The organism is Thermopirellula anaerolimosa (assembly GCF_054657335.1).
In genome coordinates, this window is sequence record NZ_BAAHYX010000006.1 from 1,727,243 (window position 1) to 1,751,890 (window position 24,648).

Sequence of the window (24,648 nt, forward strand, 5' to 3'; positions counted from 1 at the left end):
GGCAGTGCGTGCAGCCCGCGCAAGAGGGAGTCTCTTCGGACAAGTTCCGCATGGACCGAAAATGCCGTACCAAATACGCGACGGCCACTCCCACAGTGATCCAAGCGGTGATGTCTTGCCAAGCGATCGACATGAGCTTTCCGCTTCCCATGAAACCGCAATCGAAACCGTGGTTCGGCGCCGCGCGGCCCCAAGATCTCCTTGAGGAACCGCCTCTCGAAGCCGACCAACGTCGTGACCTTCTATCCACCTAGAATTCTAAAACTGACTTGATAGGTGACAAGCGCGGCGCAGTAGGCCAGAACCGTCATGTAAGAGAAGGTGAAGATCGGCCAGAAAAAGCTATTGGTCTCGCGTCGGATGACCGATAGCGTGGCGGCGCATTGGGCGCACAAGGCGAAAAAGACCATGATCGAAAGCGCTACGGGAATGTTGAAGACGGGCCTATCCGTGCCCTCCCAGACGGCGGCTTGAAGTCGGGCATGCAGTTCGCCCACTTTCCCTTCGGAATTTACGTCCAATTCGTCCGCGGAGCCTCCCAGATTGAACATCACCCCGAGCGTGGCGACGACGACCTCGCGCGCCGGGAAGGAAGCGAGGACCGCCGTGCTGATCCGCCAATCCCAGCCCAGGGGACGAAAAACCGGCTCGATCGTCCGTCCCAGACGCCCCATCCAGCTTTGCCGCTGGTAGGCCGTTTGTATTTCGTTTTCCAGTTCGGCCCAGCGCGCTTGGACACTTTGGCGATTAGGGTCATTCTCGGGAAGGCGATCGAGTTGTTCCCGAATCCGTTCGCGTTCGGCAGCGTATGGAGCCTCCACGATCCGCTCGTTATGCGGGTAATACAGGAGCGCCCAAACCACGATGGATACGGCCAAGATTAGCGTGCCCGCATTGCGGACGAACACCACGACGCGCTCCCAGACCCGCAAACAAACGGTCCGCGGCGAAGGAAGTTTGTAGGCCGGCAATTCCAGCACGAAGGAGGGCGGGCTACCGCGAAAGATCACCCGCTTCAAAAGCAGGGCCACCACAACCGCCACGCCGATCCCCAACGCGTACAACCCGGTCAGGACCAGGCCCCGCAGGCTCAACGTGCCCCACAAATAGCGCTGGTCGGGGATGAAGACGTAGATCAACAGTCCGTAAACCGGCAGCCTGGCCGAGCACGTCATGAGCGGCGCGATCAGGATCGTGGTCAATCGGTCCCGCTCGTTCTCGATGGTGCGCGTCGCCATAATCCCGGGGACGGCGCAGGCGAAACTGGAGAGCATGGGGATGAACGATTTGCCGCTCAATCCGATCCGCGTCATGAAGCGATCCATGAGATAGGCGGATCGCGCGATGTAGCCGCAATCCTCCAGCACGGCGATGAAGGCGAAGAGAATGGCGATTTGCGGGACGAACGTTAGAACCGCCCCCACGCCGCTCAGCACGCCGTCTACCACCAAGCTGTGCATGGCGCCCGGCGGAATCGCTTGAGAGACTAGGCCGGCCAGATATTGCACGCCCCCGTCGATGGCTTGACTGAACGGTTCGGCCGCGCGGAATACGGCCTGGAACATGGCCGTCATCACGGCGGCGAAGATCAGCGTTCCCCACAGGCGGTGCGTCAGGATGGCATCCAGGCGGTCCGAGAACGTACTCTCGTCATGTTCCGGATAAGTGACGGCGTCCCGCAGGACCTCCGCGACCCATCGATATCGGCTTTGCACCTCCAATTCATAGACCGGTGTGCCCTGCTCGGCGATCCTGGCTCGCGATTCCTGAATGAGCGCATCGGCCGACGCGGCGCCCTTGCCGAAAAACTGCTTTTGCAAGAAACCGCTCTGGTCGAGCAGCAGGCGCTCCACCCAGAACCGTGTCCGCCAATCCGTTCGCTTGGCGGGCTGTCCGACGGATTGGGCCTCTCGCATACCGCCGTTGCCCGCCGAGGCATCCGGCGAAGAAGACGCAGCGTCTCCTGCGGCGTCCTCCGAAAACGGCGTCCCCTGCTCGCCGCGAATCGCGGCCGGCAACCCCGTTTCCGCAAGGCGGTCCAGAAGCTCCTCGGCTTCGACAACGAGGACGTCCGGCAAAGACGGCACCCGCGGTTGCGGCGGCGTCTCCAACACCCGGCAGATCGCCTCCTCCAGCGTCTCCAACCCTTTCGACAGATGAGCCTGAACCGGCACCACCGGAACGCCGAGGTTGGCGGCCAAGGCTTCCGCATCCACGGAAATGCCGCGCCGCTCCGCCACGTCCGTCATCGTCAGCGCGACGACGGTTGGGATGCCCAAACCCAAAACCTGTCCGACCAGGTAGAGATTGCGATCCAGATTCGAAGCGTCCACCACACAAACGATGACATCGACCGGCGGGACGCCCTTTTCTTGACCCAGTAGTACCTGGACCGCCACCAGTTCGTCGCGGGAGCGAACGGCCAAGCTATAAAGGCCGGGAAGGTCCACCGCTTCGAAGTTCCGTCCTCGATAACGAAATCGGCCCGTGCGTTTCTCGACGGTGACGCCCGGATAATTGCCGACTCGTTGGTAGACACCCACAAGGGAACTAAACAGCGTGGACTTGCCGGTGTTAGGATTGCCGATCAGGGCAACCGTCACGCAGCGATTCTCGGAGGCGACGCTCATGGGCGGAAGGTCGGACGAGGCGGGATGACGCTCAAGGGAAAACTTCCAAATCTCCGTCGAACCAAAGGTCGCGAAGCACGCGGCGCGGCGGGGTCAATCGGCGCGACCCCCGCGGTGCCGACGGCGATGCCGATGCCCACGCCCTCTCGAGACGTCCGCGACTTGGCCGATCGGTTCGACCAAAATCCGCACCTGGTCGGCCCGCAGGCAAAGCTTACTGCCTCCCACGTGGACGCTGCACGGGTTGCCGGGCCGAAAGACGCGAATCTCGCGCCCCCTGCACAGGCCGATCTCTTGCAGGCGATGAGCGGCGTCGCCCCCCGCCTGAAGCGAGACGATGATACCGCGATCACCGGCACGAAGCAGATCGAGCGGCATGGGTTCCGGGCAGGTTCGATCGATCGCGGGTTCCGCAGCATGTGAATCGAGCGGAAGTTCAGTGGGACGGATCATTCAAAAACCTCTGCCGTGATCGCCGGCTAACGGTTTCATCGCCCAAACCGATTTCGTCGAGCATGTTCTATCACTCATGAAGCCGCTGAGTCGCGAACGAACACGCTCCAACCAGGCCGGGCAAACCGAGATTGTGGTGCTTCATTACGATAATCATCAAACGCAAAAAAATGAGAATCAGTCTCATTTCTCGAATTATACGCCCGGAATACGGCCCGTTCAAGAGCGCCAAGGACCGGTGAAGACGAGAATTTTTTCGCCGTAGCCCCTTCGGTCGCCGACTCGACGCTCGACCGTCCGCAGGCCGACTCGCCCGATAGTCGATTGCCAGATTTCGCGGAGTTCCGCTAAGATCATAGGATAAAGCAGAATCCTCGCATCCGGTCGGTGTCGTCCACCCCGCCTTCGGGGAATCCCAATCGAGAGGCTGATATGTTTGAGAGATTGCAGGTCGGGCTTTCCAATGCCTTGCGGACATTGGCCGGTCAGGGAAAGTTGACCGAAGCGAACATGCGAGAGGGTTTGCAGCTTGTGCAGCAAGCCCTGCTGGACGCGGACGTCAGCCTCCCCGTGGTGAAAGCCTTCGTCGAAAAGGTTGCCGCGGAGGCCAAAGGCGAACGCGTCGTGCGGTCGTTGCGACCGACCCATCAATTGCTGGCGATCGTGTACGAGCAATTGGTGGCCTTGATGGGACCGGTCGATCACCAGATCAAGATTAAACCGTCGGGCAGCGTGTTGATGCTGTGCGGCCTGCAAGGTTCCGGAAAAACCACGACCTGCGCAAAGCTGGCGCGGATGCTCCGAGAAAAAGGGGCGTCTCCCCTCCTGGTTGCCGCCGACTTGCAGCGTCCCGCCGCCATTGAGCAGTTGCAAATCCTCGGCGAGCGGTTGGGGGTGCCGGTATATGTCGAACCGGGGGCTTCCGATCCCGTGGAGGTGTGCCGCCGCGCCGTCGCCCAAGCCCCAAAGCAAGGTGCGAATGTCGTCATTCTGGATACGGCGGGACGTCTCCATGTCGATAACGATTTGATGCGTCAATTGCAGGCCATCGACCGCAAAGTCGGACCGGACCAGGTCTTCTTGGTCGTGGACGCCATGACCGGCCAAGACGCCGTCCGCAGCGCGAAGGCCTTTCACGAGGCCTTGACGCTCGACGGCGTCATCCTGACCAAGCTGGACGGTGATGCCCGGGGCGGCGCCGCCCTTTCGGTGAAATACGTCACCGGCGTGCCCATCAAGTTCATCGGGACGGGCGAGCAGGTCGACGCCCTGGAGGAGTTCCACCCCGAACGAATTGCGGGCCGAATTCTGGGCCAAGGCGACTTGATGACGCTGATCGATCAGGCGCGTCGCAAGATCGATCAAGAGGCCATGGTCGAACAGCAGAAGCGGATCATGGCCGGCGAGTTCACGCTGGATGACTTCCGCAATCTCCTGGATCAGACGAGTCGCCTCGGTCCCATCCAAAACGTGCTCGCGATGATACCCGGCATGGGCGGCATCCTTGGAGCCTTGGACAGCGACGACGTGGACGCGGCGGCCTCGATTCGACGCATTCGCGGCATCATCGACTCCATGACGCCGGAGGAACGCCGCAATCCGGATATCATCGACATCAGTCGCCGACGGCGGATTGCCGCCGGAGCGGGGGTCGCCCCCCATGAAGTCAGTGAACTGACCCGGATCTACGACCCCGTCGCGGATATGATGCGAAGAATGGCGTCCCTGAACGCCCGCGGACGGCTACAGATGATCCAGCAACTGTCGCGACAGATGATGAGTAGTCCGGAGTCTTTGCTATCCCGCCAAAAGAAGGGGACCGGAAAGCGGCTTGGAACGGCCGAGAAGGCGGCCCTGCGAAAGCAAAGGGAGCGGGAATTACGACGCCTCAAGCGACAAAAAAAGAAGAACAAATAGGCTGCGCGGCCGGTACGGCCACCCGTCGGGCGGTTTTTCGCGGCGCGACGGCCTCCGGTCATTGCAACTTTTCCCGCAATTCGTAAGAATAGAGGTTCGCTTCCGGCGGATCGGCGCGGACATTCTCACCGCGAATTGCGAACGCGGCGGGTGATCGGGCGAAATCTTCAGTAGGCGCCGACGGCACGGAGGGGTTGAGCCTCCGTTTGAGCAAGTTCGTGGGACTGTAGCGCGGGATTTCAGTAGTTCCAGAAGGAGATATTTTCGTGGCAGTTCGCATCCGCATGAAGAAAATGGGCAGAAAGCATCGCCCGTTCTTCCGTATTTGTGCTACCGATGCCCGATCGCCGCGAGACGGGCGGGTCATCGAGGAGTTGGGTACGTACGATCCGATGATTCCGGAGACGGATGCTCGCGTCACGTTGAACGTCGAACGAGTGCAGTATTGGCTCGGGGTGGGCGCCAAACCGAGCGAAAAGGTCGCCGTGTTGATCAAGAAGTACGGCGCCAATGGAACGCACTTGGAACGGCAAAAAGAGGCCGTGGAGCGTTTGCAGCAAAAGCATGCCATGCGTCGCGCGGCCGCGCAGCAGGCGGCGGCCTTGGCCGGGCAGCGCAAGGCCTTGCGCGAAGACGTCCAAGAGGAGAGTGAGACGACTCCCGAAGACGGCGGCGCCGACTGAGCGGACCGGATATGCGGATCGACGTCCTGACGCTCTTCCCGGAAATGTTCCGCGGTTTCCTCGAGGAAAGCGTCCTGGCCAAGGCGATCGATCGCGGGTTGATTCAAGTCGCCCTGCACAATATTCGCGATTGGAGTCACGACAAGAAACATCACAAGGTCGATGACCGACCGTTCGGCGGCGGACCCGGCATGGTGTTGATGGCGCCCCCGGTGATCGAGTGCGTCGAGGCGGTTCAGGGACAAGCCGACGCCGGGCATTTGATCCTGTTGACGCCCCAGGGAAGACCGTTGACGCAGCAGGTCGTCGAGGAACTGTCGCAATATCCTCGCTTGCTGCTACTGTGCGGAAGATACGAAGGATTCGACGAACGTGTGCGGCTGATTTTGAAGCCGGACGAAATATCGATCGGGGATTACGTGCTCAGCGGCGGTGAAGTGCCGGCGATGGTCGTCATTGAGGCCGTTTCGCGATTGATCCCCGGGGTGTTGGGAGACGAAGAGAGCAGCGAACGCGACTCCTTCTCGGGACCGGATCGGTTGCTGGATCACGCGCAGTACACACGCCCCCGATGCTACCGCGGATACGAGGTGCCGGCGGTCCTGTTGAGCGGGAACCACACGGCGATCGCACGATGGCGATTGCAGGATAGCAAGGCCCGCACGGAATTGCGGCGGGCGGCCTCCATTGGGGATGCCGCCATGGCCGGACCGAAGGACGTGAGCGCATGCGACTCGACAAACGCGAAGGCCGGGGGACCGTAAGAGGCACGGTGGAGAGTTGCGAATACGAAGGGATTTCCGTCAAATTGACGATTTCGGTAGTGCTCGGCGCCGAGCGATGAATCCGGCGTAGGGACGAGAACGGATAGCTGAGAGAAGATAGCCATGAATAAACAGAAAATTATCGAAGCGGTGGAGCAACCGTGCCTGAAAAGCGAGATTCCGTACTTCGAGGTCGGCGACACGGTCGATGTCCATTGCCGCATCGTTGAGGGCAAAGACGAGCGCATCCAGATTTTCAACGGCGTGGTGATCGGGCGGAGCGGGAGCGGCACTCGCGAGATGTTCACGGTCCGCCGCATCGTACAGGGCGAAGGCGTGGAACGAAAGTTCCCGCTGCATTCGCCGTTCATCGCCAAGATCGAGGTTAAGCGGGCGGCCATTGTGCGGCGTGCCAAGCTGTACTACCTACGCGATCGAATCGGCAAGGCCGTGCGTTTGCGGGAACGCCGTCCCGATCAGATGAAGAAGCGACAGAATCGCGAGGCCGCCTGGCATCGAAAGCAGGCCGCCAAGGCACAGAAGCCATCGGACGCATGACCGTCCAATCCGCCGCGATTCCAAGCCGTCGCGGCAAGGCGGCCGTCCCTTGAAACTCGCGTCCCTGACCGGACGGGGGTGAAAAAGCGTCCGGTCGCCGATCCTGAAGGAGGAACAGTCTTCTTCCGAGGGATTTGAACCATGCCCCTTCCTAGCGCGTTTGCCGGTCGGCGGTCCGTCCGTTCCCGGCAAACGCGTTTTTTTGCGCGCATGGGAAACATGCTGGGACGACTGCGGTCGTGGATCGGTCGCCGGGTATTCCGCGCTCGCACGGGTTGCTCACTCACGCCCGGGGAAGCGCGATCTCCGCACTTGGAAGTCGGGCGCCGCGGCGAAAAGGTCGCCGCCGATCACCTGGCCTCCCTGGGGTACCGCGTGCTTTTCCGAAACCTGCGGATCGGCGGCGGCGAACTGGACATCGTCGCCTTGCACGGCAAGACCGTCGTCTTCGTCGAGGTGAAGAGCCGACTCGGGGAATCGACCGCGGCCTGGGAAAGAATCGACGCAAAGAAACGGCGTTTGTTGATCCGCGCCGCACACACCTTTGTCCGGAAAAGAAGCTTGCAGGAATGCCCGCACCGCTTCGACGTCGTGACGGTATGCTGGCCGACGCGGAATCCGGCCGAAACACCGGTGGTGCGGGTCTATCGCAACGCCTTCACCGACGCGCGGGATGAGTGATCCGATCCGACCGAACGTATCCCGGCGGAGCTTATCTCAGTCTTGCGACCGCCGCGCGATCCGCGCCGTCGTTCGGCGTGCCGCGTTGGGTCACGACGCCGGGTCGACCGTTGTCGGCGATGCCCGGCAATCCGCCGCGTTGTCGGGCATGGCGGCGTCAGGCGTTTGTTCTGCGTGCGGGGAGAGCGATGGCGCGGCGCTCACGCGCTGGGGCGCCGGAACGACGAAAATCTCCCACACGACGTATCGCAGGAACAGACCCGTCAGGATCAGGGCCGCGCCGCACAGCGTCCACCACGCCGGTCGTTCACCCCACACCAGGAACGCCCAAACAGGGCTGAGAACAGGCTCGGTCAACGCGATGGCCACCGCCTCCTGGCTGGAAACGACGCGCAATCCGCGAGAGAGAAGAATGTACGGCGCCGCCATTTGCAGCGCCCCGAAGGCCGCCAGCCAAAGCAGTTGTCGGGCGTCCGGCAAGATGCCCAACCGCAGAACGACCGGGACCAACAGAACGGCGGCGGCGACATGATTGACGGCCGTCAGCCACACGGCGTTCTCGTCGCGAAGTTGTCGCAGCGTTACGACGACGCCGGCATAGAACACACCGGAAAGTACGCCGCAGAGGACGCCGACGCGCGACCCGGTCATACCGCCGCCAAGCTCGAAGCCCAAGATCAACAGCACGCCCAGAATGGCGCACACCAGGGGCACCGCGTCCTTGCGCTCCATGGGTTCGCGAAAGACCAGAAGCGTCGCAAGAAGGACCCAGAACGGGGCCAGGTTTTGCAACCAGATGGCGTTGGCGGCGGTGCTCCGCACCATGGCGGTCAGAAATGTGACGTTCATGCCCGCAAAGCACAGCACCATCGGCACCAGCAGGGGACGAAACCGAACGCCGCGGACGCCGGGCAGCAGGATGAGCGCCGCGAAAAAAGCCCGCCAGAACGCGAAGATCAACCCCCGCCATTCCTGCGGCCAGTCGGCGAAGAAATCCGCCTTGGCGAAGATGCCGCTGGAACTCCACAAAACGGCGGCGGCCAAGACGTTAAGTCGTCCCATCGTCTTGGTCATGGCGTCGACTCCGGGGCGGGCGCGCCGGTTTCGGCGGAAATCTCCCGCCAACGCCGCGACCGATAGACGACCGTCTTCCCGCCTTCCGCTTGAAGAATCAACGCGGCGGTATCCTCCGCGGCGTCGATGAGCGGCAAGCCCGCCCCCGGACCAAGCACGCTGATCGCGGTGGCCCAGGCGTCGGCGGCCGCGCCCGAGGCAGCGATCACCATCACCTCGCGGGGCGTCGTAATGCCTAAACCGGTCTTCGGGTCGAGAATGTGCGAGTAGCGCACGCCCTCGATCGTGACGAATCGGTAGCGGTCGCCGGAAGTCGCCGTGCCGCAATTTCGCAAGCAGGTGACAAGACTCGGCTTTTGATCCGGTTCCAAAGGAGCCACGGCAACGATCCAGCCTTCGCGGTCGGGCGGGGGATCGCCCAAGCCGATGTCGCCGCCCAAGTCCACCAACGCCCGCGATATGCCGTTCTGCCGCAACACCCGCAGGGCCTCGTCCACGGCATAGCCCTTGGCAATCGCCCCGAAATCCAACCGCATGCCGGGCACGGTCAATTCCACGGTCCGAGCGGTCGGGTCCAGTCGCAGCTTATCGAATCCAACGGCGCGGCGGGCCTCCTCGAACCGCCAATCGGGCGGCAGTTCTCGCAAGGTCCGCGTTCGCCGCCACAGTCGGATTAGCGGACCCAAGGTAACGTCGAACGCACCGCGGGTGCGACGCGAGATTTCCAAGCTCAGGGACAGCACCTCCCAAAGGTCCGGGCTGACGGGCACGGCAAGCCCTCGGCCCGCCGTCTCACACAATCTCCGAACCTCGCTGTCCGCCTGGTAATCGCTGAAAACGGCGTTCAACTCGCGGATGCGAGAAGCTGCTTGCCGGCAGACCGCCGTCGCGTGCTCCGATGAAGCGTCGTAGCACACGATCCGCAGGGGGGCGGCCATCTCCTCCCCTTCCCACACCACCCGCTGCAATTGGGCAATCGTGGACGCCTCCGCGGTTCGGTCCGAGCCCGTCGAACAAACGGCCTGGTCCGTCGTCTCCGTCGCGACACAGACGCCCGGCGACCGATCGCTCAACAGAATCCCGACAAAAATCGGCAACAGCAAGACCGTAACCGCTCCACGGATGGACCTACACATTGCGACTCGGCACGCACCGCGTGAAAAACGCAGGGGCTTCCGCGGTTTACCGGGACAAGCCGGGCCCGTTCGGATGGTTTCGAGTTGCGGGAGCGTTTGCAGAGTCATGACGCGTCAGGGGCGGAGCAAGACTTCATGGACGGCGGTCGGAAATCGAACGGTCGCGATTCCTTTCATCATCCTTCAAGAAAGGGCGACCTAGCAAGCGGGGCGTAATTTCCCGCTTTCCAGAGGACCGAGACGCGCGCGACGGTCGCCATCCGCCGTCGGGACCTGCGAGAAAACCGTCATTTCGCCCCCCGCTCACCACGTCGCGGCGGCGATGCCTTCCTTCCCCCAGGGTGCTACAATGCCAAAATGGATATGAAACGGACATGAGTTGTCATCGGGACGATTGGATTGCGAAGTCTCACGGGCCAGGCGGGAGAGACGGTACATGAATTCGCGGGAACAGGCGTCGGCGAAGTCGGGAGTTCAAGTCTCCTTCGATTGCGTGCCTCTCCGCACGGTGACGCGCAACGATCCGCCGCTCGATGCGTCTCCCGGCTTTCTGGCTTTGTGGAACCGCGTTCAGGCGGCCATCGCGAAGCACGGGCGACACAACACGTATTACCTCTTCAACGGGCGATGCGCGTATCACCTGACCAATCGCCCGGAGGTCGGAATGCTCGCCTTCGCCTTCGAAGGGTGCGTGATGACCGACCCGGAGGATCGCAAGACGGCGGCCTGCGACCTCGACGTGCGGCTGTCGGGCGATACCTGCGACTGGGCCGCGGAACCGATCATCCGCTGGTTCGCCGAGACGGTCCGCCGCTCGGTGATGGTGGAATTCGACCTCTACATCGAAGCCGGCGACTTGCAGCGGACCGTCGAGCGACTGCAAAAGCTGGAAGCCGAGACGCACGCCAAGGGAGGCTACGTGGGGTTCGGGTTATGACGTTGCCCACGGGCGGCGGAAGGGAGGCGATCTCCGCACGGTCTTCGCGTTGCCGCGCGATTCAAAACGGCAGGATGGGGACGAACGCCTCGTTCCGCATCGCTTGTCGCAGTTTGTGCGTCCAGGCGTCGATCAGCGTGGCCAAATTGGCATTCCGATCCACCGCCGCATAGACGGCAAGACACAGCTCGGCGCAGGCGACGGCGGCCTCGGGATCACCCCGCCAGGCAGGCGAGAGCGAAGGCAACGTCGACCCTGCTCGCTCGGCCTCGTCGTTCGACACGATTTCATCCGCGGAATCGGGCCGACCGGGAATGCCTCCCCGTGCCAGACGAAGAAAGAAGTCCGCGGAAAGCGATGCCAGTTGCTGCAAACGCCGACGTCGCGGAAAGGCCTCTTTTCCCGCTGCGTCGACGAATTGGCGGACCTCCTTGCTCCAGGTCGAGAGGTCCAGGCTCCGTCGCGCCAGGGTAGTCTGCCAGCGCTCCATGAATTCCCAAAGGGCGGGATCGGCCAATTCCCGGGCTTGAGTCAAACTGCCGCCGCTCCAGCGTGCCAAGCGAGTCGCCTCCTCGGCGTCGGAAGCCCAACCGAGCGACGGCAGCAGTGCCGCCACCGTCTCCGTCGCCAGGGGTGCGAAACGTATTTGACGGCATCGGGAGCGGATGGTGGGTAGTTGTTTGGCGGGCGAGGTGCCAATCAGGATCAGAACGGCATCGGGAGGCGGTTCCTCCAGGGTCTTCAAGAGGGCGTTGGCGCCCTCGGTGTTGAGATAATCGGCGTCGTCGATGATGCCGACGCGCCGCCGATTGGAATACGGCTTGAGGCTGACATGGCGGCAAAAACCGCTGCCCATGCGATTGTCCCGCTCGCCGATCAGCGATTCCACCGGGATGAATGCCCGATCTTCGGGACGCGAGATCACGATGACATCGGGATGCGTGCCCGCCGCCACCTGGGCGCAGGCCGCGCAGACGCCGCACGGGTCCATCCGACTCTCGTCCCGCGTTTGGCAGAGCAAGGCCTGTGCCAATTTCAGAGCGAAGGTTCGCTTTCCGATGCCGGCGGGGCCTACGAAGAGATAGCTGCCCGAAAGGCGGCCTTTCGCCGCCGCGCGACGGAAGAAATCGACGATCGCATCGTGTCCTTCGATACCCTGCCAGGCCATAACCTCACGCCCTTTGCGAAGGCGTTTGCGGCGACGATAGGAGCGGTCGGACGATACGCATCACGGCTTCGTGGACTTCGTCGGGCGTGCGGTCGGCACGCACGACGGTGATGCGATCGGCAAAGCGGCAGGCCTCCTGCAAGAACCCGTCGCGAACCTTCTTCAAGTAGTCGATTCCGCGACTTTCCAAACGGTCCAAGCCGCGGTCGATGCGGCGGACGGCATCCTCCGCCGGCATGTCGAGGACGATGGAGATGTCGGGCAACAATCCGCCGACGGCCAGCAGGCCCACTTGGCGGAGCTTTTCCACGTCCAATCCCCCCGCATAACCCTGATAGACAAGGTTGGACGTCAAGAATCGATCGCTGACGACGATGCCGCCGTCGGCCAACGCGGGACGAATGATCTCTTCGGTCAACTCCGCCCGGGCCGCCATGTAGAGCAGCATCTCGGCCGCCGTGCACATCGGTATTTCGCGACGGTGCAGCAAAATGCTGCGAATCTCCTCGCCGAGGGCCGTGCCGCCGGGATCCCGACAAAGGACGACGCGGCGTCCCTCTTCGCGGAGGCGACCGGCCAATCGCTCCGCCTGGGTGGTCTTTCCCGTGCCGTCGCCGCCCTCCAGACAGATGAAAACACCGGGCTGATGTTGGGATGCCATTCTTGGTCGACGAATATGCCAAAAGAGGAAATGGGTGATCGCAACAAGGGAACTCGGTCATGAACGGTGCGGAACCCTCGCCGCGACGGGCGCACCGGTCCTACGCGCAGAACACCTATTGTAGCCGTGACGCGGCCTACCTCGACATAGGGACGGGCACCCGGGCAACAACCCTCTCAATGCAACCAAGAAACGTCAGGCCCGACGGAAAGTCGCGGCTTTCCGCCGGGCAAGCTCACCGGGAATTGGGGTTCGGCAAACAATTCGCACGGGCTGCTATCGCCGCTGCGACCCGCCCGAGGACCAGCGGGGCCGCCAACCGTCGCCCGCCTCATCCGGAGTCTGCAAGGAGGCAGGCGTGACCGTTTGTCGCGGGGCTTCACCGCCGTCGGCGAGGACCACTCCGCCGTCGCTCGACCGTTCCGGCGTCTTGGGGGCATCGGCCTTGCCGATCATCTTGCCGAGTGGAGCAAGGTCCGGGAACGCCGGTCCGGTGACGCCGCCCGCTTGAACCGTGCCGCCCTGCCGAGAAGCTTCCATCCGCGCCGTACCGTCCTCCGCGGAAGTTCGCGGTTTCGGCGGCAAGACCCGCGCCGACGGATCGGCCCGACCCGAGGCACCGCCGGAGGATTCCTTCGGCAGTAAGATCGGATCCGGGGCCGGGATCACCTCCATATTGGAAGGCGCCGGTTCTTCCGACGATTCGCGGGGCGAAGCCGGGTAGTCGGGCAACGATTCCAATCCCTCCTCCAAGTCCGCCTTGCCCGCGTGAAGATCGTACTCTCCGCGGCTGAAGACCGGCGGGTTGGTCCGACCGTAATCGAGATAGATTCCGGCGTCGCGGGCTCGGGCACGCCGCAAGGCATCGAAATAGGCCTTGTGCGGCCAAGGACCTTCCGTGAGGTACACGCCGTTGTATTCCGGCAGCGATCCCTTGCGGAAATGCAGGTGGCTAATGGCGAACATGTACTTGGTGATGGCCTGATAATACTGGATTTGGGCTTCCGCGCGGCGCTGTTGGGCGTTCAACAGCAGGTCCAGCGTGGCCGTGCCCGCGTCGTACATGGCCGTCACCGCACGAACCTCGTTCTCAGCCGCGACGGTTCGGTTGTAGTTCGTCTCGGCCAAGGTGTAGTACTCGTCCAGTTCCCGCAACACCCAAGCGATCTGGTGCGAAATCTCCAGTTCCTGCTCCTGAAGGATGGCGCGTTCTCGGGCGAGGTTGAGCTGCGCGTTCCGGACCCCCGCCATTTCCTTGCGGAAGCCGATGGGGATACGCAGGTCCAGACCGATCTGCCAATCCTGGAAGTCGCCGGAGGTCAACGAACCGTAAGCGTTGGATTTGCTGTTGTCGGGATCGATCAAGTCGTCGCCCAGGCCGTTCCAGCGGTAGAAGCCGAAGGCATCGAGTCGGGGCAGAAGATAGTTTTTGGCGGCGATCAATTCCAGTTCAGCCTTTTTGACCCGCCACTTTTCACGACGCAGCAGCGGGTTGCGGACCAGGGCCTCCGCGTGAACCTCGTAGAAATCGAATTGCACCTTGGCTTGCGTCGGTTCGTCCGCCGGTCGGATCAGACGACCGTCGCTGGCGGCCAAACCCATCAGATAACGCAAGTTGTTCTCGGCCTTGTACAGGGCGCTGAGGGCCTGCTCCACGGAGGCGCGGAAGGCCAGGTATTGCTGGCGGGCTTGGGCCTCTTCCTGGGCGCTACCACCGCGTCCGCCGACTTCGTATTTGGCGCGGACTTGTCGCCACGTTTGCAACGCGGCGTCCCGACCGGCGATGACGGTGTCCAACTGCCGGTAGCTGAGATACAAGGTCCAATAGGCCTTCTCGACCTCCAGCATCAGTTCCGAGACTGATTGCTCGAACTCGGCCAGGCGCTGGTCGTTTTCCAATCGAGCAACCAACACGCCGTTGTTGAATCCCGGGATCGCGCCCGGTCCGGCAATGCGATTGAACGTGACACCCGCTCCCTGCAATAGCGGTTGGCGGAATCCGGCTTCGAGATTCGCCGCCCAATCGCTCGGCCATGCCCGGCTGGCCGTGGCGTTGTTCCATTCGTAATTCACGTTGTGCGTCAAAGACCACGTGCCGCCGGTAGCGTACGTCTTAGAAAGCTGTGCCTGGAACGATCCGAGGTCCTGCTGGAAGGCGCTGGGACGGAAAGCCGTGACGAAGCCCGCCACGTTCTGCGGCGTGTCGTTCTTCTGCCAAAAGACCCGCGTGCTCAGTTGGGCGTCGAAGGCCGACAAGGCCGCCTCCACGCCGGACCGAGGATTGGATTCTTGTCGGGCCGGATCATAGACGGAGGCCACGGCGTCGGGCGCCAGGGTCAAACTGGTCTCGGGCATGCGTGCCGCACCGACGTCCGGTTGGTTCAGGCTGCGGATGATCTTACTGTTCTGCAACGCGATCCCGACCGCCTCTTCCAACTTCAAATCCCAGTATTCCCGCACTTCGCTGTTCGACAGCGTGAGGGGTGGCGCGGCGCCCCGGACCTCATCCAGAGTATCCGCCTCGACGTCGGGATACTCAATTTGGGTGGCCTTGTCCACGTAGTGCGAAAGATCGCCGTCCTCGTGAAGATAAAAGGGCTGCTGTGGTTGACATCCGGACAGCAGAGCTGCGGAGATCAGACCGATCAACGGTGAGCAAGTCCATTTTTTCATGTCGGCCATCCTTGAGGACATTGGCAGCCCTATTCGAGGGGTTCGCCGTCTCCCGTGCAGCAAGCGGAAAACCGGACCCACCGCACTCAAGCGGAAAAGTCCGTGGAATAGCTATCGTCCGCGGAATCGTTAAACTTTCACAAACTTTGATTAGGAGCCGCGAAAATCGGAAAGGTTTTCCTAAGCACCGTATTCGACACAAGAATCCCATAGCGCCCACGCTTTGCATTCGCAAGCTAAACAAACGGGGTTAACGGGCATCGCCGGAGATCGGCGTCCCGAAAGTCGTTTTCGGAACCTCGGGAAAAGCTCCGTCGGCGAATTGCTTCAGGGCGGCGACGTGGCTATGCTGACGGGATTGCTCGCTCCGACTAAAACGGAGCCGAGGCCACCCCTCGCTCGTTTCGCCGCAGTGCCGGTTCCCGGTTCTTCGGTTGGCCGGGGTTCCTCACAAACGGCCAAGAGTTAGGGGGATTCGCGTTCGAGTAGTCGCATCTATGGTCTTTTTTCATGGGAGGTACCGATTGATGAGACGCAGGCTGGGTTTGTTTGCGGCGATTGCGGCCCAATTGGTGGTCGGATTTGTCGCCTCGTGGGTGTTCGCCGAGAACGCCGCCGTGGTTCCCGTTCCCCGAAACGACGAATGGTGGATGAAACGCCATCAGTCGATGAATGAGCGGGTCAAGCAGGGCAACGTAGACATGATCTGGATCGGGGATTCGATCACCCACGGTTGGGAGGGCGGCGGCAAGGACGTGTGGGATACATACTACGGGTCGCGCAACGCCGTGAACCTCGGCATCGGCGGCGACCGCACCGAGCACGTCTTGTGGCGACTCGACAACGGCAATATCGACGGGATCTCTCCCAAGTTGGCGATCATCATGATCGGCACCAACAATGCCGCGGGCTACGCCCCCGAGCAGACGGCCGAGGGCGTGAAGGCCATCGTCCAACGCCTCCGCGAGCGCCTGCCCAAGACTAAGATCCTGCTCTTGGCGATCTTTCCCCGGGGAGAGAATCCGCAAGACGCCTTGCGTCAAAAGAACGCCGCCGTCAATGAGATCATCAAGGGCTTGGATGACGGCGACATGGTGAAATTCGTGGACATCAACGAGGCATTCTTGTTGCCGGATGGGACACTACCGAAGGACATCATGCCGGACCTTCTGCATCCCAATGCTCGAGGATACGCCATCTGGGCGGCGGCCCTGGAGCCGTACATCGCGGCCATCATGGGACCGCTTCCCGCCCCCGCCGCGCAACCCGACGCTGAGGGCTTCGTGCCGCTCTTTGACGGCAAGACGCTAACCGGGTGGCGCAAGGCCGGCGGTGAATCCAGCTATTGGGCGGAGGACGGTTGCATCGTCGGAAAGGTCGGCAAAGGCCCCAACACCTTCCTGTGCACCGAAAAGACCTACCGCGATTTCGTGTTCAAGGTCGAAGCCAAGTTCGACGTGCCGGGCAACTCGGGCATCCAGTTCCGCAGCCATCAACGGGACAACGGTCGCGTTTACGGCTATCAATGCGAAATCGACCCGTCCGAGCGGAGTTGGTCCGGCGGGATTTACGACGAAGCCCGACGCGGTTGGCTCTTCAAGCTGGAAGGGCTGGAGGACGCTCGCAAGGCTTTCAAGGTGGACGACTGGAATGAGTTCACAATCGAGGCCAAGGGCAAACACCTGCGAACGTGGGTGAACGGCGTTCCCTGCGCCGACTTCGTGGACGAGGGCGAAGAGGCCGACCTGGAAGGCTTCATCGCCTTGCAAGTCCATCAGGGAAAGCAGGGCCAAATCCGTTGGCGGAACATCCGCATCAAAGAGTTGCCCGCGGAGTGACCGCCCGATCGTGAGACGCCGCGGGGACGGTCCGGGTCGATAACCGAAGCCGCACGGCGAACGTCGCCCTTTTTCGCATTGCATTCCATGACGGCGTTCCGGACTCCGCGTCCGGGCGCCGTTTTCGTTCGAAAGTTCATTCGAAGGTTCGAACGGGCACGGCTTGGCCGCCCTTTTCGGCCGAGACATACGCGCTGTAAATCGTCGAAATCGCGTCGGCGGCCAATCGGCTGTCGCTTTCCAAAGGCTCGCCGTACGCGACCGTACGGTAAAAGGCCTCCATCTCTTGCGGATAGCCCGTCATCCAATCCTCATCCGGCGAGGTGCAAGTCCAACCCTGCTTGGTCCCGATCTTTTCCACGGTGTAGATGTCGCGGAAGTACTCCTCCTTCGCGTTGTAGGTCATCATCGCCGTGTTGGGATTGATGTTGCAGACCGAGCGGTGGTTGTTGGCGCACACTTCCAGCCAATTGTGGATCCCGCCGAGAACAATGTCCGAGGCGAACACCGTCGCGATCATGCCGTCGTCGAATTCCACGTGGATCATGGAAAAGTCGTCGATGTCGTGGTAGTCGCAGCGAATGTGCCCCAAGTCTTGGAAGGTCGGCAATCGCGTGATGGCATGGGTGCGAGCCGATACCGCCGTCGGACGGATGGGTCGACCCAGTCGGCCACGCCCCTCGACGCGTTTGAGATACAGAGCGGCGGTCAAAGGGTGACAACCTTTGCCGATCAGGACGCCCCCTCCGCAGAACTTCCAAAAGGCGTATTCCTCCGAGTGCGACCCGCTGTGCGCTTCCTCGCCGTGAATCCACAGGATTTGGCCGCGGGTCTTCTCCAGGATCTCGCGTTCTTTTTGAATGGACGGGGCGTAGACCCAATTCTCGGCGTACAACAATCGACCGCGACTGCCGGACTCGGCTTCGAGGATGCGTTCCACCTGGGCCAGTGCCGCATCCAACGCCGTTTGTTTGGGAAAGTGATCGCCGTGAAAGTCCGGGCGATCGTCGCCGAAGTAGCCCGTCAAAGGCTTCTCGCAAATCACGTACTTATCGCGTCGCAGGGCCTCGATGGAAAAAGGGGCGTGCGTGACCGGCGGCGTGCAGACGTGGACCACGTCCACCGCGTCCATCAACGCCTCCTTCGAGTCGAAAGCGAGTATCTCGCGATCCCTCGCGAACTTCTCGGCGGCCTGCGTGTTCCGCGAATAGACGCCCACCACCTCCACATCCACGCCCGACACCTTGCTGAGCGAGTGGAAATGGAACGAAGCCGAGAAGCCGCAACCGATCAAGCCGCAGCGCACCGTTTTCTTTCGTTTCATGGTGGACCGCCTCAAAAAAACGCGACGTCGTTGCAGGTTTGCGTGCCGATCCTCGTGCCTTCCAACCGGCGAGCGATCGGGGGCGAACCCCTATTGTCCAAGTACGCACCAATCGCGGCAAGTCGCCCGGAAACTCCGTAGAGCGGCCTTTCGGCGTATGCGACGATCACCGCCCATGGTCGTGGAAGGCGGCGATTCGAGAATCTTGGGACGGCGTCGTCATCCGGGCACTCGGCCCGTTTCCAGCCACAGCAGCGCGATGATGGTCTTGGCGTCCCGAACCGTGCCCGAGGCTAGGGCGGTCAAGGCCTCGTCCCGGGAGAGGATGGCGACCTCGAGTCTTTCATCCGCCTCGGGACGGGCTTGGCCGGGCACCAGATCTCCGGCCCAATAGAGCGTCATCCGTTCGTCGCTGATTCCCGGCGACGGCAGGAATTCCACGAGCTTCACCATCCGACCCGCCGTATAACCGGTCTCTTCCTCCAGTTCGCGATGCGCCGTTTGAGCGGGAGCTTCGCCCGGGGTCACCGTCCCGGCGGGAATCTCCAAAAGCCACTCATCCACGGCGGCGCGATAATTCCGGATCATCACGATCCGACCGTCCGCCAACATCGGCAGAATCCCCACCGCGCCATGGTGACGAATGACGTAGCGGGAAAGCTCTTCCGGTTCATCGAGGTAGGCCTTGCGGACCACGCGAAACTTGGTCGTCCGGAGCAGGGACTCTTCGCGAAAAGGTCGGGACATGCCGGGCGTCTCCGAAGCCGGGGAGCGATTTTCAGGAACCACGTTTGCACCGCCGCCCACGCCGTCGCGGCGGTCGATGTCGCGACTCGAACACCAATGTTTGCCGCGAACAAGGCGGGCGTCGCGCGGACTCTCGCCAGGGTACACCGGCGATGCGTGCAACGGTACCGGGGATTCGCGGGGGCTCATCGACGCGATCTTATGCCCGCCTCCGCCCAAGCCCCTGCGTCATTTGCTCACCCCCAAAGCGTGACCTAGATTTTCAAGAGGGATACCGTCGCAGTATTGCGCACCCTCAGCCTACGGGATGTCGTCTCAGGCTGTCCACGTCCGTCCGTCGTGCATGCCGCGTCCCGGTCGAGTTCGGCTCCGATAGGGCACCGTGACGAATTTGCCTTGAGGTATCAGGAGTGCTGGGCATGAATCCAACCTATGAACCGGTGACGGACCTCTGCGAGTTCGCGTCCCCAACGGCGGAGTTCCCCGCGAAATCGAAGCCTTGCCAAACGATTCAACGCGCGGCGTTCGACGAAGTACCCAAGACGGAGGAAGCCTGGTCGGCAGTGTCACTCTTGGAGCGTGTTTTTGACGTCGGCTTCGCGATACTGGACGCCGAGGCCGGGACATGCCTGCGGCGGAATTCCAACTTGCCGGACTTGGACTGGGATCTTTTGGCTGCCATGGCTCGTCCCATGATCGGTCACCGGACGCCGATCTTGATGGTCGAGGAGGACCCCGTATGCGTCTTGGCCGTTCCCATGCAAGGCCGGTCTCGGTCGTGCGTGGCGGCGACTCCGCTCATCATGCGGCGGATCGAATTGCAAGAAGACTTGCGCGCGGCGGCGAGGGCGACGGGGTGCCCGGCGGCGATGCTCGCCGAATGGGCTGCTACCCAGCGACCGTGGGAACCGGAATCGGCGTTGAGGGTGGCTCAACTGGTCTTGGAACACGACTTCCAACTGCGGCGATTGGCCGACGCCGAACGGGAAACCGACGAACTTTCGGTCCATCTCTCTTCCGTCTATGAAGAGATTAGCCTGCTTCACCGGTTGACGCAAAATCTGCGGTTGTCCAAGAGCGACACCGAGCTGGCAAGATCGGCCTTGGAATGGCTGGCGGAGGTCATCCAGGCGGAAGGCCTTGGATTGCTGTTTCTTCCCGTGGCGGAACCGACGGAAGAACTGGGGACCGTTGCGCGCACCCAACCGGAACTGCTCTCGGTGGGCCGATTTCCCTTTTCCGCGGAGGAGGTGCGCCGCTGGAGCGAGACGATGAGACTGGCCGACTTGGGAGGTCCCGTCGTCCGAAATCTCTCCCCCGAGGAATCCGCGGACACGGAGTATCCGCACATTCTCAACTGGATGGGCGTGGCGGTGACGGAAGGCGAAAACGTGTTCGGTTACTTTCTGGCCGTCAATCACACGAGCGGCGGCCAGTTCGGCACCGTGCAGGCCAACATGCTGCATTCGGTAGCCTCGATTCTCGGCATCCACAGCGGCAATATCGAACTTTACCGGCAGCAGGCCGAGTTGTTGGCGGGAGTGATTCGGGCGCTCAGTTCGGCCATCGACGCCAAGGACCCGTACACCTGCGGTCACAGCGACCGTGTCGCCAGAATCGCCGTACGACTGGCGCAAGACCTGGGTTATTCCGCCGAAGCCCTCACCCGGGTGTACCTGGCGGGATTGCTCCACGACATCGGCAAAATCGGCGTCAACGACGCCATCCTGCAAAAGCCGGGAAAACTTTCGGAAAACGAATTCGAGGCCATCAAAACGCACCCCACAACCGGTTTTCGGATTCTCTCCGGGCTGCGCAATCTCGACGACGTCATGCAGGTGGTTTTGCACCACCACGAGTCGTGGGACGGTCGCGGGTATCCGGACGGTCTGTCGGGCGAACGGATTCCCCCCGTTGCCCGCATCGTCGCCGTCGCCGACTCCTACGATGCCATGGCCAGTAACCGCCCCTACCGCAATCGCATGCCGCTGGAAAAGATCGAGGAAATCCTGCGGCACGGTGCCGGCAAGCAATGGGACCCGGCGGTCGTGGACGCCTTTTTCCACGCCAAGGACGACATCGTGAAAATCACCGAGTCGGAGGACGTCGACGGCTTTGCTTTTTCCGCGCTGGCCCTGCGAAAGCATTCGTAGCTGGTATCGGCGCCCGCTCGAAGGGCGCGATGCGTCACGCAGACCAATTCTCTCTTTGGCTCATTATCCGCCTCGGCGAACGGTTCGCTCGAAACCTCGCCGATCGCCCGGGTCGCTTGGTTCAATTCAGTTTCACCCGGGGATCGAGCAGCACGTAGGCTGCGTCCACCAACACGTTGGCGCCGTACAGCAGCAGCGTAAACAGCAGGACGAGTCCCATGGCCAACGTGTAATCGCGTTGGATGGCGGCCTCGACGAAGTGAACTCCCAGTCCGGGAATGGCGAAAATCTTCTCCACCACCGGCGAACCGGTCACGATTCCCGCCGCGGCAGGTCCCAAAAAAGACACGACCGGCGTCAAAGACGTGCGCAGGGCGTGACGAAAGATAACGACGGAGGGAGCAAGCCCCTTGGCTCGCGCCGTACGAATGTAGTCCTCTCGCAGCACATCCAACATGCCGGTCCGCGTCAACCGGGCGATGTAGGCGGCGTAGGGTGCGCCCAAGCAAAGGGCGGGCAAGACGACGTGGGCCGGGGTGCCCCAACCCGCCGCCGGGAAGATCGGGATCAAGAACACGAACAAAATGATCGCGAAGCCCGCGATCACAAAGTTCGGCAACGCGATTCCCAGCGTCGCCGCCGTCATCAAAATGCGGTCGGGGGCTTCGTTGCGGCGAACGGCGGAAACGATCCCCGTCGGGATGCCCAAAACAAGGGCGAAGATCATGGCGGCACCGCCCAAGGCGGCGGAAACGGGCAACCCTTGCGCGATGATCTCGTTGACCGTGAAATCCGCCATGCGATAGCTGTAACCCAAATCGAAACGCACGACGTTACCCAATTCGCGGAAGTATTGCTTCCAAAAGGGGTCATCGAGGTGATACCGGGCGGCAAGATTCCGCTCGATCTGGGGATCGAGTCGCCGCTCTCGATCCAGCGGTCCGCCCGGCACCGCCCGCATCAGGCAAAAGCTCACCGTGAATACCGCCCACAGCGTAATCACCAGCCAGATGCTTCGTGAGACGATGAACCGAATCATGCTAGGTTGATCTCTCCCCGCACCCAAAGGACGCTCGGGAATCGCGGACGAAACGGCAATCCTACTTTTAGCCGATTCGGCGCCGCGTCAATTCCGCGGACCGCTCCCGACGACCGTGGAGTTGCCGCCGTCGATCCAAATATCCTTCAAGGGGTGAATATCCAGGATGTTGGGGTAAAAGCCGCGGACGCGGGTTTGAACCATGTTGCGCGTGACCGGCCAATAGATGGGAATCAGCGGCATCTCTCGCAGCAGAATCTCTTCCGCGCGGCGGAAGATCCGCATGCGAACCTCGGGTCGTGCCTCCACTTGGGCGGACGCCACCAAGGCATCGTATTCGGAATTGCTCCAACCGCCGTGGTTGTTCGGATTGCCGGTCGAGAACATCTCCAGGAACGTATTGGGGTCGAGGTAATCGGCGATCCATCCCGCGCGCGAGATCCAAAACTCCCCCTGCCGCCGCGAGGCCAGGTACCGCGCCCAATCCTGATTGGTCAACCGTACATCCAATCCCAGACTCCTTTTCCATTGCGATTGCAGCAGTTCCGCGATGGCCTGGTGGGATTCGTGGGTATTGTACAGCAGTTCCAGTCGGGGCATGCCGCGACCGCCGGGAAAGCCCGCCTCGGCCAGCAAGGCCGCCGCGCGCTCGGGCGCGTAGGGTTCGCAACGAGGCGGTTGATAGTCCACGTATCTTGCGATGTCCTCCGGCACCAAGCTTTCGGCAGGAATCTGTCCGGATCGCAGCACGCGGGCCACGATTTCCCGTTTGTTCACGGCCATGGCGATCGCGCGGCGGACCCGGGCGTCGTCCAACGGTTTACGCCGGGTGTTAAAGATGTAGTACTCCGTGGCCAAATACGGGGCGGGCCGAAAGTCCGATCTTCCGGATCGCAACAGATCGGGAACGATTTCGTTCGGCACGGAGGGAATCCAGTCCGACGACCCGGTGAGATACAGATTCAGCCCGGTCACGGCGGATTCCACCGCCAACACGTCCACGGTGTTCAGGCGGACGCGATCGCGGTCCCAATAGTAGGGGTTCTTCTCCAGTCGAATACGATCGCGGACGCGCCGGGATTTCAGCACGAACGGCCCATTGCAAACGATGTTTTCGGGCTTCGTCCAGGCCGGATACCCGTACCGCTCCACGCAATGCCGCGGCACCGGCGCCATCGGATAGAAACCCACGATCTGGAGAAAATAAGGAACGGGATGGTTGAGCGTGATGCGGAGCGTATAGGGATCGACGACATGAATGCCGACGCGGCGAAAATCATAGAGCAACCACGCATAGTCCTCGGCCGAGGGATCGCGCGGCTCGGCGGAGCGTCGCTGAAACCGTCGCGTCCTGCCGTCGATTTCCACGACGTAAACGGGTTCCGCAGTGCCAACTGTGTCCGCCGGAACCGATTTGCCGTCCGCGACCGCGGAACCGGGTCTTTCCACCGCCAGCAGTCGACCGTAGAGCACCTTGCCGCGGGCAAAAGGCGGCGCTCCCCGCGAGCGGTCCGGCAGTTCGATTTCCACGGGATCCCCCACGTCCACCCGGCCCGCCGTGTATTGCTCGGCGTGGGTGACGTACCACATTTCATAGGCGTACTCGGCCGCCGTCTCCGGATGCAGGAGTCGTTGGAAGGACCAGTGGAAATCCTCGGCGGTGATCGGGCGTCCGTCGGACCAACGCGCCTCCCGACGCAGGCGGAAGGTGTAGGTCTTTCCGTCGGGTGAGACCTCCCAGCTTTCAGCCACGCCCGGCAGCGGCTCCAGCGTCCGAGGATCGTACGACGTCAATCCCTCGAAAATGGCCCAGACCACACGGCCTTCCGGTTGACCGGTGACCAAGGCGGGATCCACCGTCTTGATTTCGGTACCGTTGCAAAACGTGAAATCGGCTTTGTCGGGCCGCACCAGGGCGATCGCGGCGACCACTGCCAATGCCGCCAGCAGCAGCGCCGGCCCCGCGACAAGGAATCGGCCGGTCTTGTTGACGTCTATCATGGATTCACGATCCGCTGATCGTCCGCGGAGTTTTCGGGCGATGTGCGAACGAAGGCGATCATCCCGGCCTGCCTGCAAACGCGTTCCTCCTCCGATGCGCTGCCGGGAAAACCGGCGCTGCGACGGTCGGTCGCCTTCATCCCGTTTTTCCTGAGCCTCTCATGATAGCAAAGCCCGCACCACACGGAAAACGGCGTCCCGTGCCTGCACG

19 protein-coding genes and 1 pseudogene are annotated in these 24,648 nt (G+C 62.2%); 8 read left to right on the forward strand and 12 right to left on the reverse strand.

Translation table 11 applies throughout. The features are described from left to right. Window positions 1-242 precede the first annotated feature (242 nt). The gene (feoB, locus tag ACYQ6J_RS12305) at window positions 243-2,630 is read right to left on the reverse strand and encodes a ferrous iron transport protein B (protein ID WP_460184479.1); all 2,388 of its coding nucleotides are present in this window, start codon (window positions 2,628-2,630) and stop codon (window positions 243-245) included. Window positions 2,631-2,723: 93 nt separating this feature from the next. Then, entirely contained in the window at window positions 2,724-3,083 is a 360-nt protein-coding gene (locus ACYQ6J_RS12310) for a FeoA family protein (RefSeq protein ID WP_460184480.1), read from the reverse strand. 432 nt (window positions 3,084-3,515) lie between these two features. Here ACYQ6J_RS12310 and ffh point away from each other — a divergent pair, with 432 nt between their 5' ends. The 5 genes and pseudogenes from ffh to ACYQ6J_RS12335 all read left to right on the forward strand — a co-directional run bounded on the left by ffh (window position 3,516) and on the right by ACYQ6J_RS12335 (window position 7,686). Continuing rightward, window positions 3,516-5,000, forward strand: a complete 1,485-nt coding sequence (gene ffh, locus ACYQ6J_RS12315) for a signal recognition particle protein (protein ID WP_460184481.1) — start codon at window positions 3,516-3,518, stop codon at window positions 4,998-5,000. A 284-nt stretch (window positions 5,001-5,284) separates the two neighbouring features. Continuing rightward, window positions 5,285-5,683 carry a 30S ribosomal protein S16 gene (rpsP, locus tag ACYQ6J_RS12320; protein ID WP_460185548.1) on the forward strand — a complete coding sequence of 133 codons (399 nt, stop codon included), beginning with the start codon at window positions 5,285-5,287 and terminating at the stop codon, window positions 5,681-5,683. 11 nt (window positions 5,684-5,694) lie between these two features. Beyond that, window positions 5,695-6,447, forward strand: a complete 753-nt coding sequence (trmD, locus tag ACYQ6J_RS12325; protein ID WP_460184482.1) for a tRNA (guanosine(37)-N1)-methyltransferase TrmD — start codon at window positions 5,695-5,697, stop codon at window positions 6,445-6,447. Window positions 6,448-6,570: 123 nt separating this feature from the next. Then, window positions 6,571-6,918, forward strand: a pseudogene (gene rplS, locus ACYQ6J_RS12330) (50S ribosomal protein L19); the annotation flags it as partial. Between the two features lie 228 nt (window positions 6,919-7,146). Beyond that, window positions 7,147-7,686, forward strand: a complete 540-nt coding sequence (locus tag ACYQ6J_RS12335; RefSeq protein WP_460184483.1) for a YraN family protein — start codon at window positions 7,147-7,149, stop codon at window positions 7,684-7,686. 90 nt (window positions 7,687-7,776) lie between these two features. On the opposite strand, the gene ACYQ6J_RS12340 is transcribed toward ACYQ6J_RS12335, so the two are convergent. After that, the gene (locus tag ACYQ6J_RS12340; protein ID WP_460184484.1) at window positions 7,777-8,760 is read right to left on the reverse strand and encodes a DMT family transporter; all 984 of its coding nucleotides are present in this window, start codon (window positions 8,758-8,760) and stop codon (window positions 7,777-7,779) included. Beyond that, entirely contained in the window at window positions 8,757-9,896 is a 1,140-nt protein-coding gene (locus tag ACYQ6J_RS12345; protein ID WP_460184485.1) for an FAD:protein FMN transferase, read from the reverse strand. Before ACYQ6J_RS12345 ends, ACYQ6J_RS12340 begins: the two co-directional genes overlap by 4 nt. Window positions 9,897-10,332: 436 nt before the next feature. Here ACYQ6J_RS12345 and ACYQ6J_RS12350 point away from each other — a divergent pair, with 436 nt between their 5' ends. Then, a complete protein-coding gene (locus tag ACYQ6J_RS12350) occupies window positions 10,333-10,833 on the forward strand; it encodes a hypothetical protein (RefSeq protein WP_460184486.1) in 501 nt (166 codons plus the stop codon). 61 nt (window positions 10,834-10,894) lie between these two features. On the opposite strand, the gene ACYQ6J_RS12355 is transcribed toward ACYQ6J_RS12350, so the two are convergent. The 3 genes from ACYQ6J_RS12355 to ACYQ6J_RS12365 form a co-directional block, all read right to left on the reverse strand. Further along, window positions 10,895-12,001 carry a DNA polymerase III subunit gene (locus ACYQ6J_RS12355; RefSeq protein ID WP_460184487.1) on the reverse strand — a complete coding sequence of 369 codons (1,107 nt, stop codon included), beginning with the start codon at window positions 11,999-12,001 and terminating at the stop codon, window positions 10,895-10,897. 4 nt (window positions 12,002-12,005) lie between these two features. Beyond that, a complete protein-coding gene (tmk, locus tag ACYQ6J_RS12360) occupies window positions 12,006-12,662 on the reverse strand; it encodes a dTMP kinase (RefSeq protein ID WP_460184488.1) in 657 nt (218 codons plus the stop codon). Between the two features lie 276 nt (window positions 12,663-12,938). Further along, the gene (locus ACYQ6J_RS12365; protein ID WP_460184489.1) at window positions 12,939-15,335 is read right to left on the reverse strand and encodes a TolC family protein; all 2,397 of its coding nucleotides are present in this window, start codon (window positions 15,333-15,335) and stop codon (window positions 12,939-12,941) included. Between the two features lie 527 nt (window positions 15,336-15,862). Between ACYQ6J_RS12365 and ACYQ6J_RS12370 the strand changes: the two genes are divergently transcribed. Beyond that, window positions 15,863-17,173: a 3-keto-alpha-glucoside-1,2-lyase-like domain-containing protein gene (locus ACYQ6J_RS12370; protein WP_460184490.1), complete on the forward strand. Its 1,311-nt coding sequence runs from the start codon at window positions 15,863-15,865 to the stop codon at window positions 17,171-17,173. A 136-nt stretch (window positions 17,174-17,309) separates the two neighbouring features. On the opposite strand, the gene ACYQ6J_RS12375 is transcribed toward ACYQ6J_RS12370, so the two are convergent. Next, the gene (locus ACYQ6J_RS12375) at window positions 17,310-18,497 is read right to left on the reverse strand and encodes a Gfo/Idh/MocA family protein (RefSeq protein WP_460184491.1); all 1,188 of its coding nucleotides are present in this window, start codon (window positions 18,495-18,497) and stop codon (window positions 17,310-17,312) included. A gap of 219 nt (window positions 18,498-18,716) precedes the next feature. Continuing rightward, complete coding sequence (locus ACYQ6J_RS12380) at window positions 18,717-19,244, reverse strand: NUDIX hydrolase (protein ID WP_460184492.1); 528 nt, start codon at window positions 19,242-19,244, stop codon at window positions 18,717-18,719. A 419-nt stretch (window positions 19,245-19,663) separates the two neighbouring features. Here ACYQ6J_RS12380 and ACYQ6J_RS12385 point away from each other — a divergent pair, with 419 nt between their 5' ends. Further along, window positions 19,664-21,397, forward strand: coding sequence for an HD domain-containing phosphohydrolase (locus ACYQ6J_RS12385; protein WP_460184493.1), 1,734 nt, complete (start codon window positions 19,664-19,666; stop codon window positions 21,395-21,397). A 121-nt stretch (window positions 21,398-21,518) separates the two neighbouring features. On the opposite strand, the gene ACYQ6J_RS12390 is transcribed toward ACYQ6J_RS12385, so the two are convergent. From ACYQ6J_RS12390 to ACYQ6J_RS12400, 3 genes are all read right to left on the reverse strand, one after another. Continuing rightward, window positions 21,519-22,436, reverse strand: a complete 918-nt coding sequence (locus ACYQ6J_RS12390; protein WP_460184494.1) for an ABC transporter permease — start codon at window positions 22,434-22,436, stop codon at window positions 21,519-21,521. 87 nt (window positions 22,437-22,523) lie between these two features. Then, window positions 22,524-24,437 carry a peptide ABC transporter substrate-binding protein gene (locus ACYQ6J_RS12395; protein ID WP_460184495.1) on the reverse strand — a complete coding sequence of 638 codons (1,914 nt, stop codon included), beginning with the start codon at window positions 24,435-24,437 and terminating at the stop codon, window positions 22,524-22,526. Then, window positions 24,434-24,577, reverse strand: a complete 144-nt coding sequence (locus tag ACYQ6J_RS12400) for a hypothetical protein (protein ID WP_460184496.1) — start codon at window positions 24,575-24,577, stop codon at window positions 24,434-24,436. Before ACYQ6J_RS12400 ends, ACYQ6J_RS12395 begins: the two co-directional genes overlap by 4 nt. Window positions 24,578-24,648: the final 71 nt, after the last annotated feature.

Coding starts and splice junctions, on each gene's coding strand:
- ACYQ6J_RS12335 (WP_460184483.1), top strand. CDS start 7,147: ATGCCCCTTCCTAGCGCGTTTGCCGGTCGGCGGTCCGTCCGTTCCCGG.
- ACYQ6J_RS12365 (WP_460184489.1), bottom strand. CDS start 15,335: ATGAAAAAATGGACTTGCTCACCGTTGATCGGTCTGATCTCCGCAGCT.
- feoB (WP_460184479.1), bottom strand. CDS start 2,630: ATGAGCGTCGCCTCCGAGAATCGCTGCGTGACGGTTGCCCTGATCGGC.
- ACYQ6J_RS12355 (WP_460184487.1), bottom strand. CDS start 12,001: ATGGCCTGGCAGGGTATCGAAGGACACGATGCGATCGTCGATTTCTTC.
- ACYQ6J_RS12345 (WP_460184485.1), bottom strand. CDS start 9,896: ATGTGTAGGTCCATCCGTGGAGCGGTTACGGTCTTGCTGTTGCCGATT.
- ACYQ6J_RS12380 (WP_460184492.1), bottom strand. CDS start 19,244: ATGTCCCGACCTTTTCGCGAAGAGTCCCTGCTCCGGACGACCAAGTTT.
- ACYQ6J_RS12400 (WP_460184496.1), bottom strand. CDS start 24,577: ATGAAGGCGACCGACCGTCGCAGCGCCGGTTTTCCCGGCAGCGCATCG.
- ffh (WP_460184481.1), top strand. CDS start 3,516: ATGTTTGAGAGATTGCAGGTCGGGCTTTCCAATGCCTTGCGGACATTG.
- rpsP (WP_460185548.1), top strand. CDS start 5,285: ATGAAGAAAATGGGCAGAAAGCATCGCCCGTTCTTCCGTATTTGTGCT.
- ACYQ6J_RS12390 (WP_460184494.1), bottom strand. CDS start 22,436: ATGATTCGGTTCATCGTCTCACGAAGCATCTGGCTGGTGATTACGCTG.
- tmk (WP_460184488.1), bottom strand. CDS start 12,662: ATGGCATCCCAACATCAGCCCGGTGTTTTCATCTGTCTGGAGGGCGGC.
- trmD (WP_460184482.1), top strand. CDS start 5,695: ATGCGGATCGACGTCCTGACGCTCTTCCCGGAAATGTTCCGCGGTTTC.
- ACYQ6J_RS12350 (WP_460184486.1), top strand. CDS start 10,333: ATGAATTCGCGGGAACAGGCGTCGGCGAAGTCGGGAGTTCAAGTCTCC.
- ACYQ6J_RS12395 (WP_460184495.1), bottom strand. CDS start 24,437: ATGATAGACGTCAACAAGACCGGCCGATTCCTTGTCGCGGGGCCGGCG.
- ACYQ6J_RS12370 (WP_460184490.1), top strand. CDS start 15,863: ATGAGACGCAGGCTGGGTTTGTTTGCGGCGATTGCGGCCCAATTGGTG.
- ACYQ6J_RS12340 (WP_460184484.1), bottom strand. CDS start 8,760: ATGACCAAGACGATGGGACGACTTAACGTCTTGGCCGCCGCCGTTTTG.
- ACYQ6J_RS12375 (WP_460184491.1), bottom strand. CDS start 18,497: ATGAAACGAAAGAAAACGGTGCGCTGCGGCTTGATCGGTTGCGGCTTC.
- ACYQ6J_RS12385 (WP_460184493.1), top strand. CDS start 19,664: ATGAATCCAACCTATGAACCGGTGACGGACCTCTGCGAGTTCGCGTCC.
- ACYQ6J_RS12310 (WP_460184480.1), bottom strand. CDS start 3,083: ATGATCCGTCCCACTGAACTTCCGCTCGATTCACATGCTGCGGAACCC.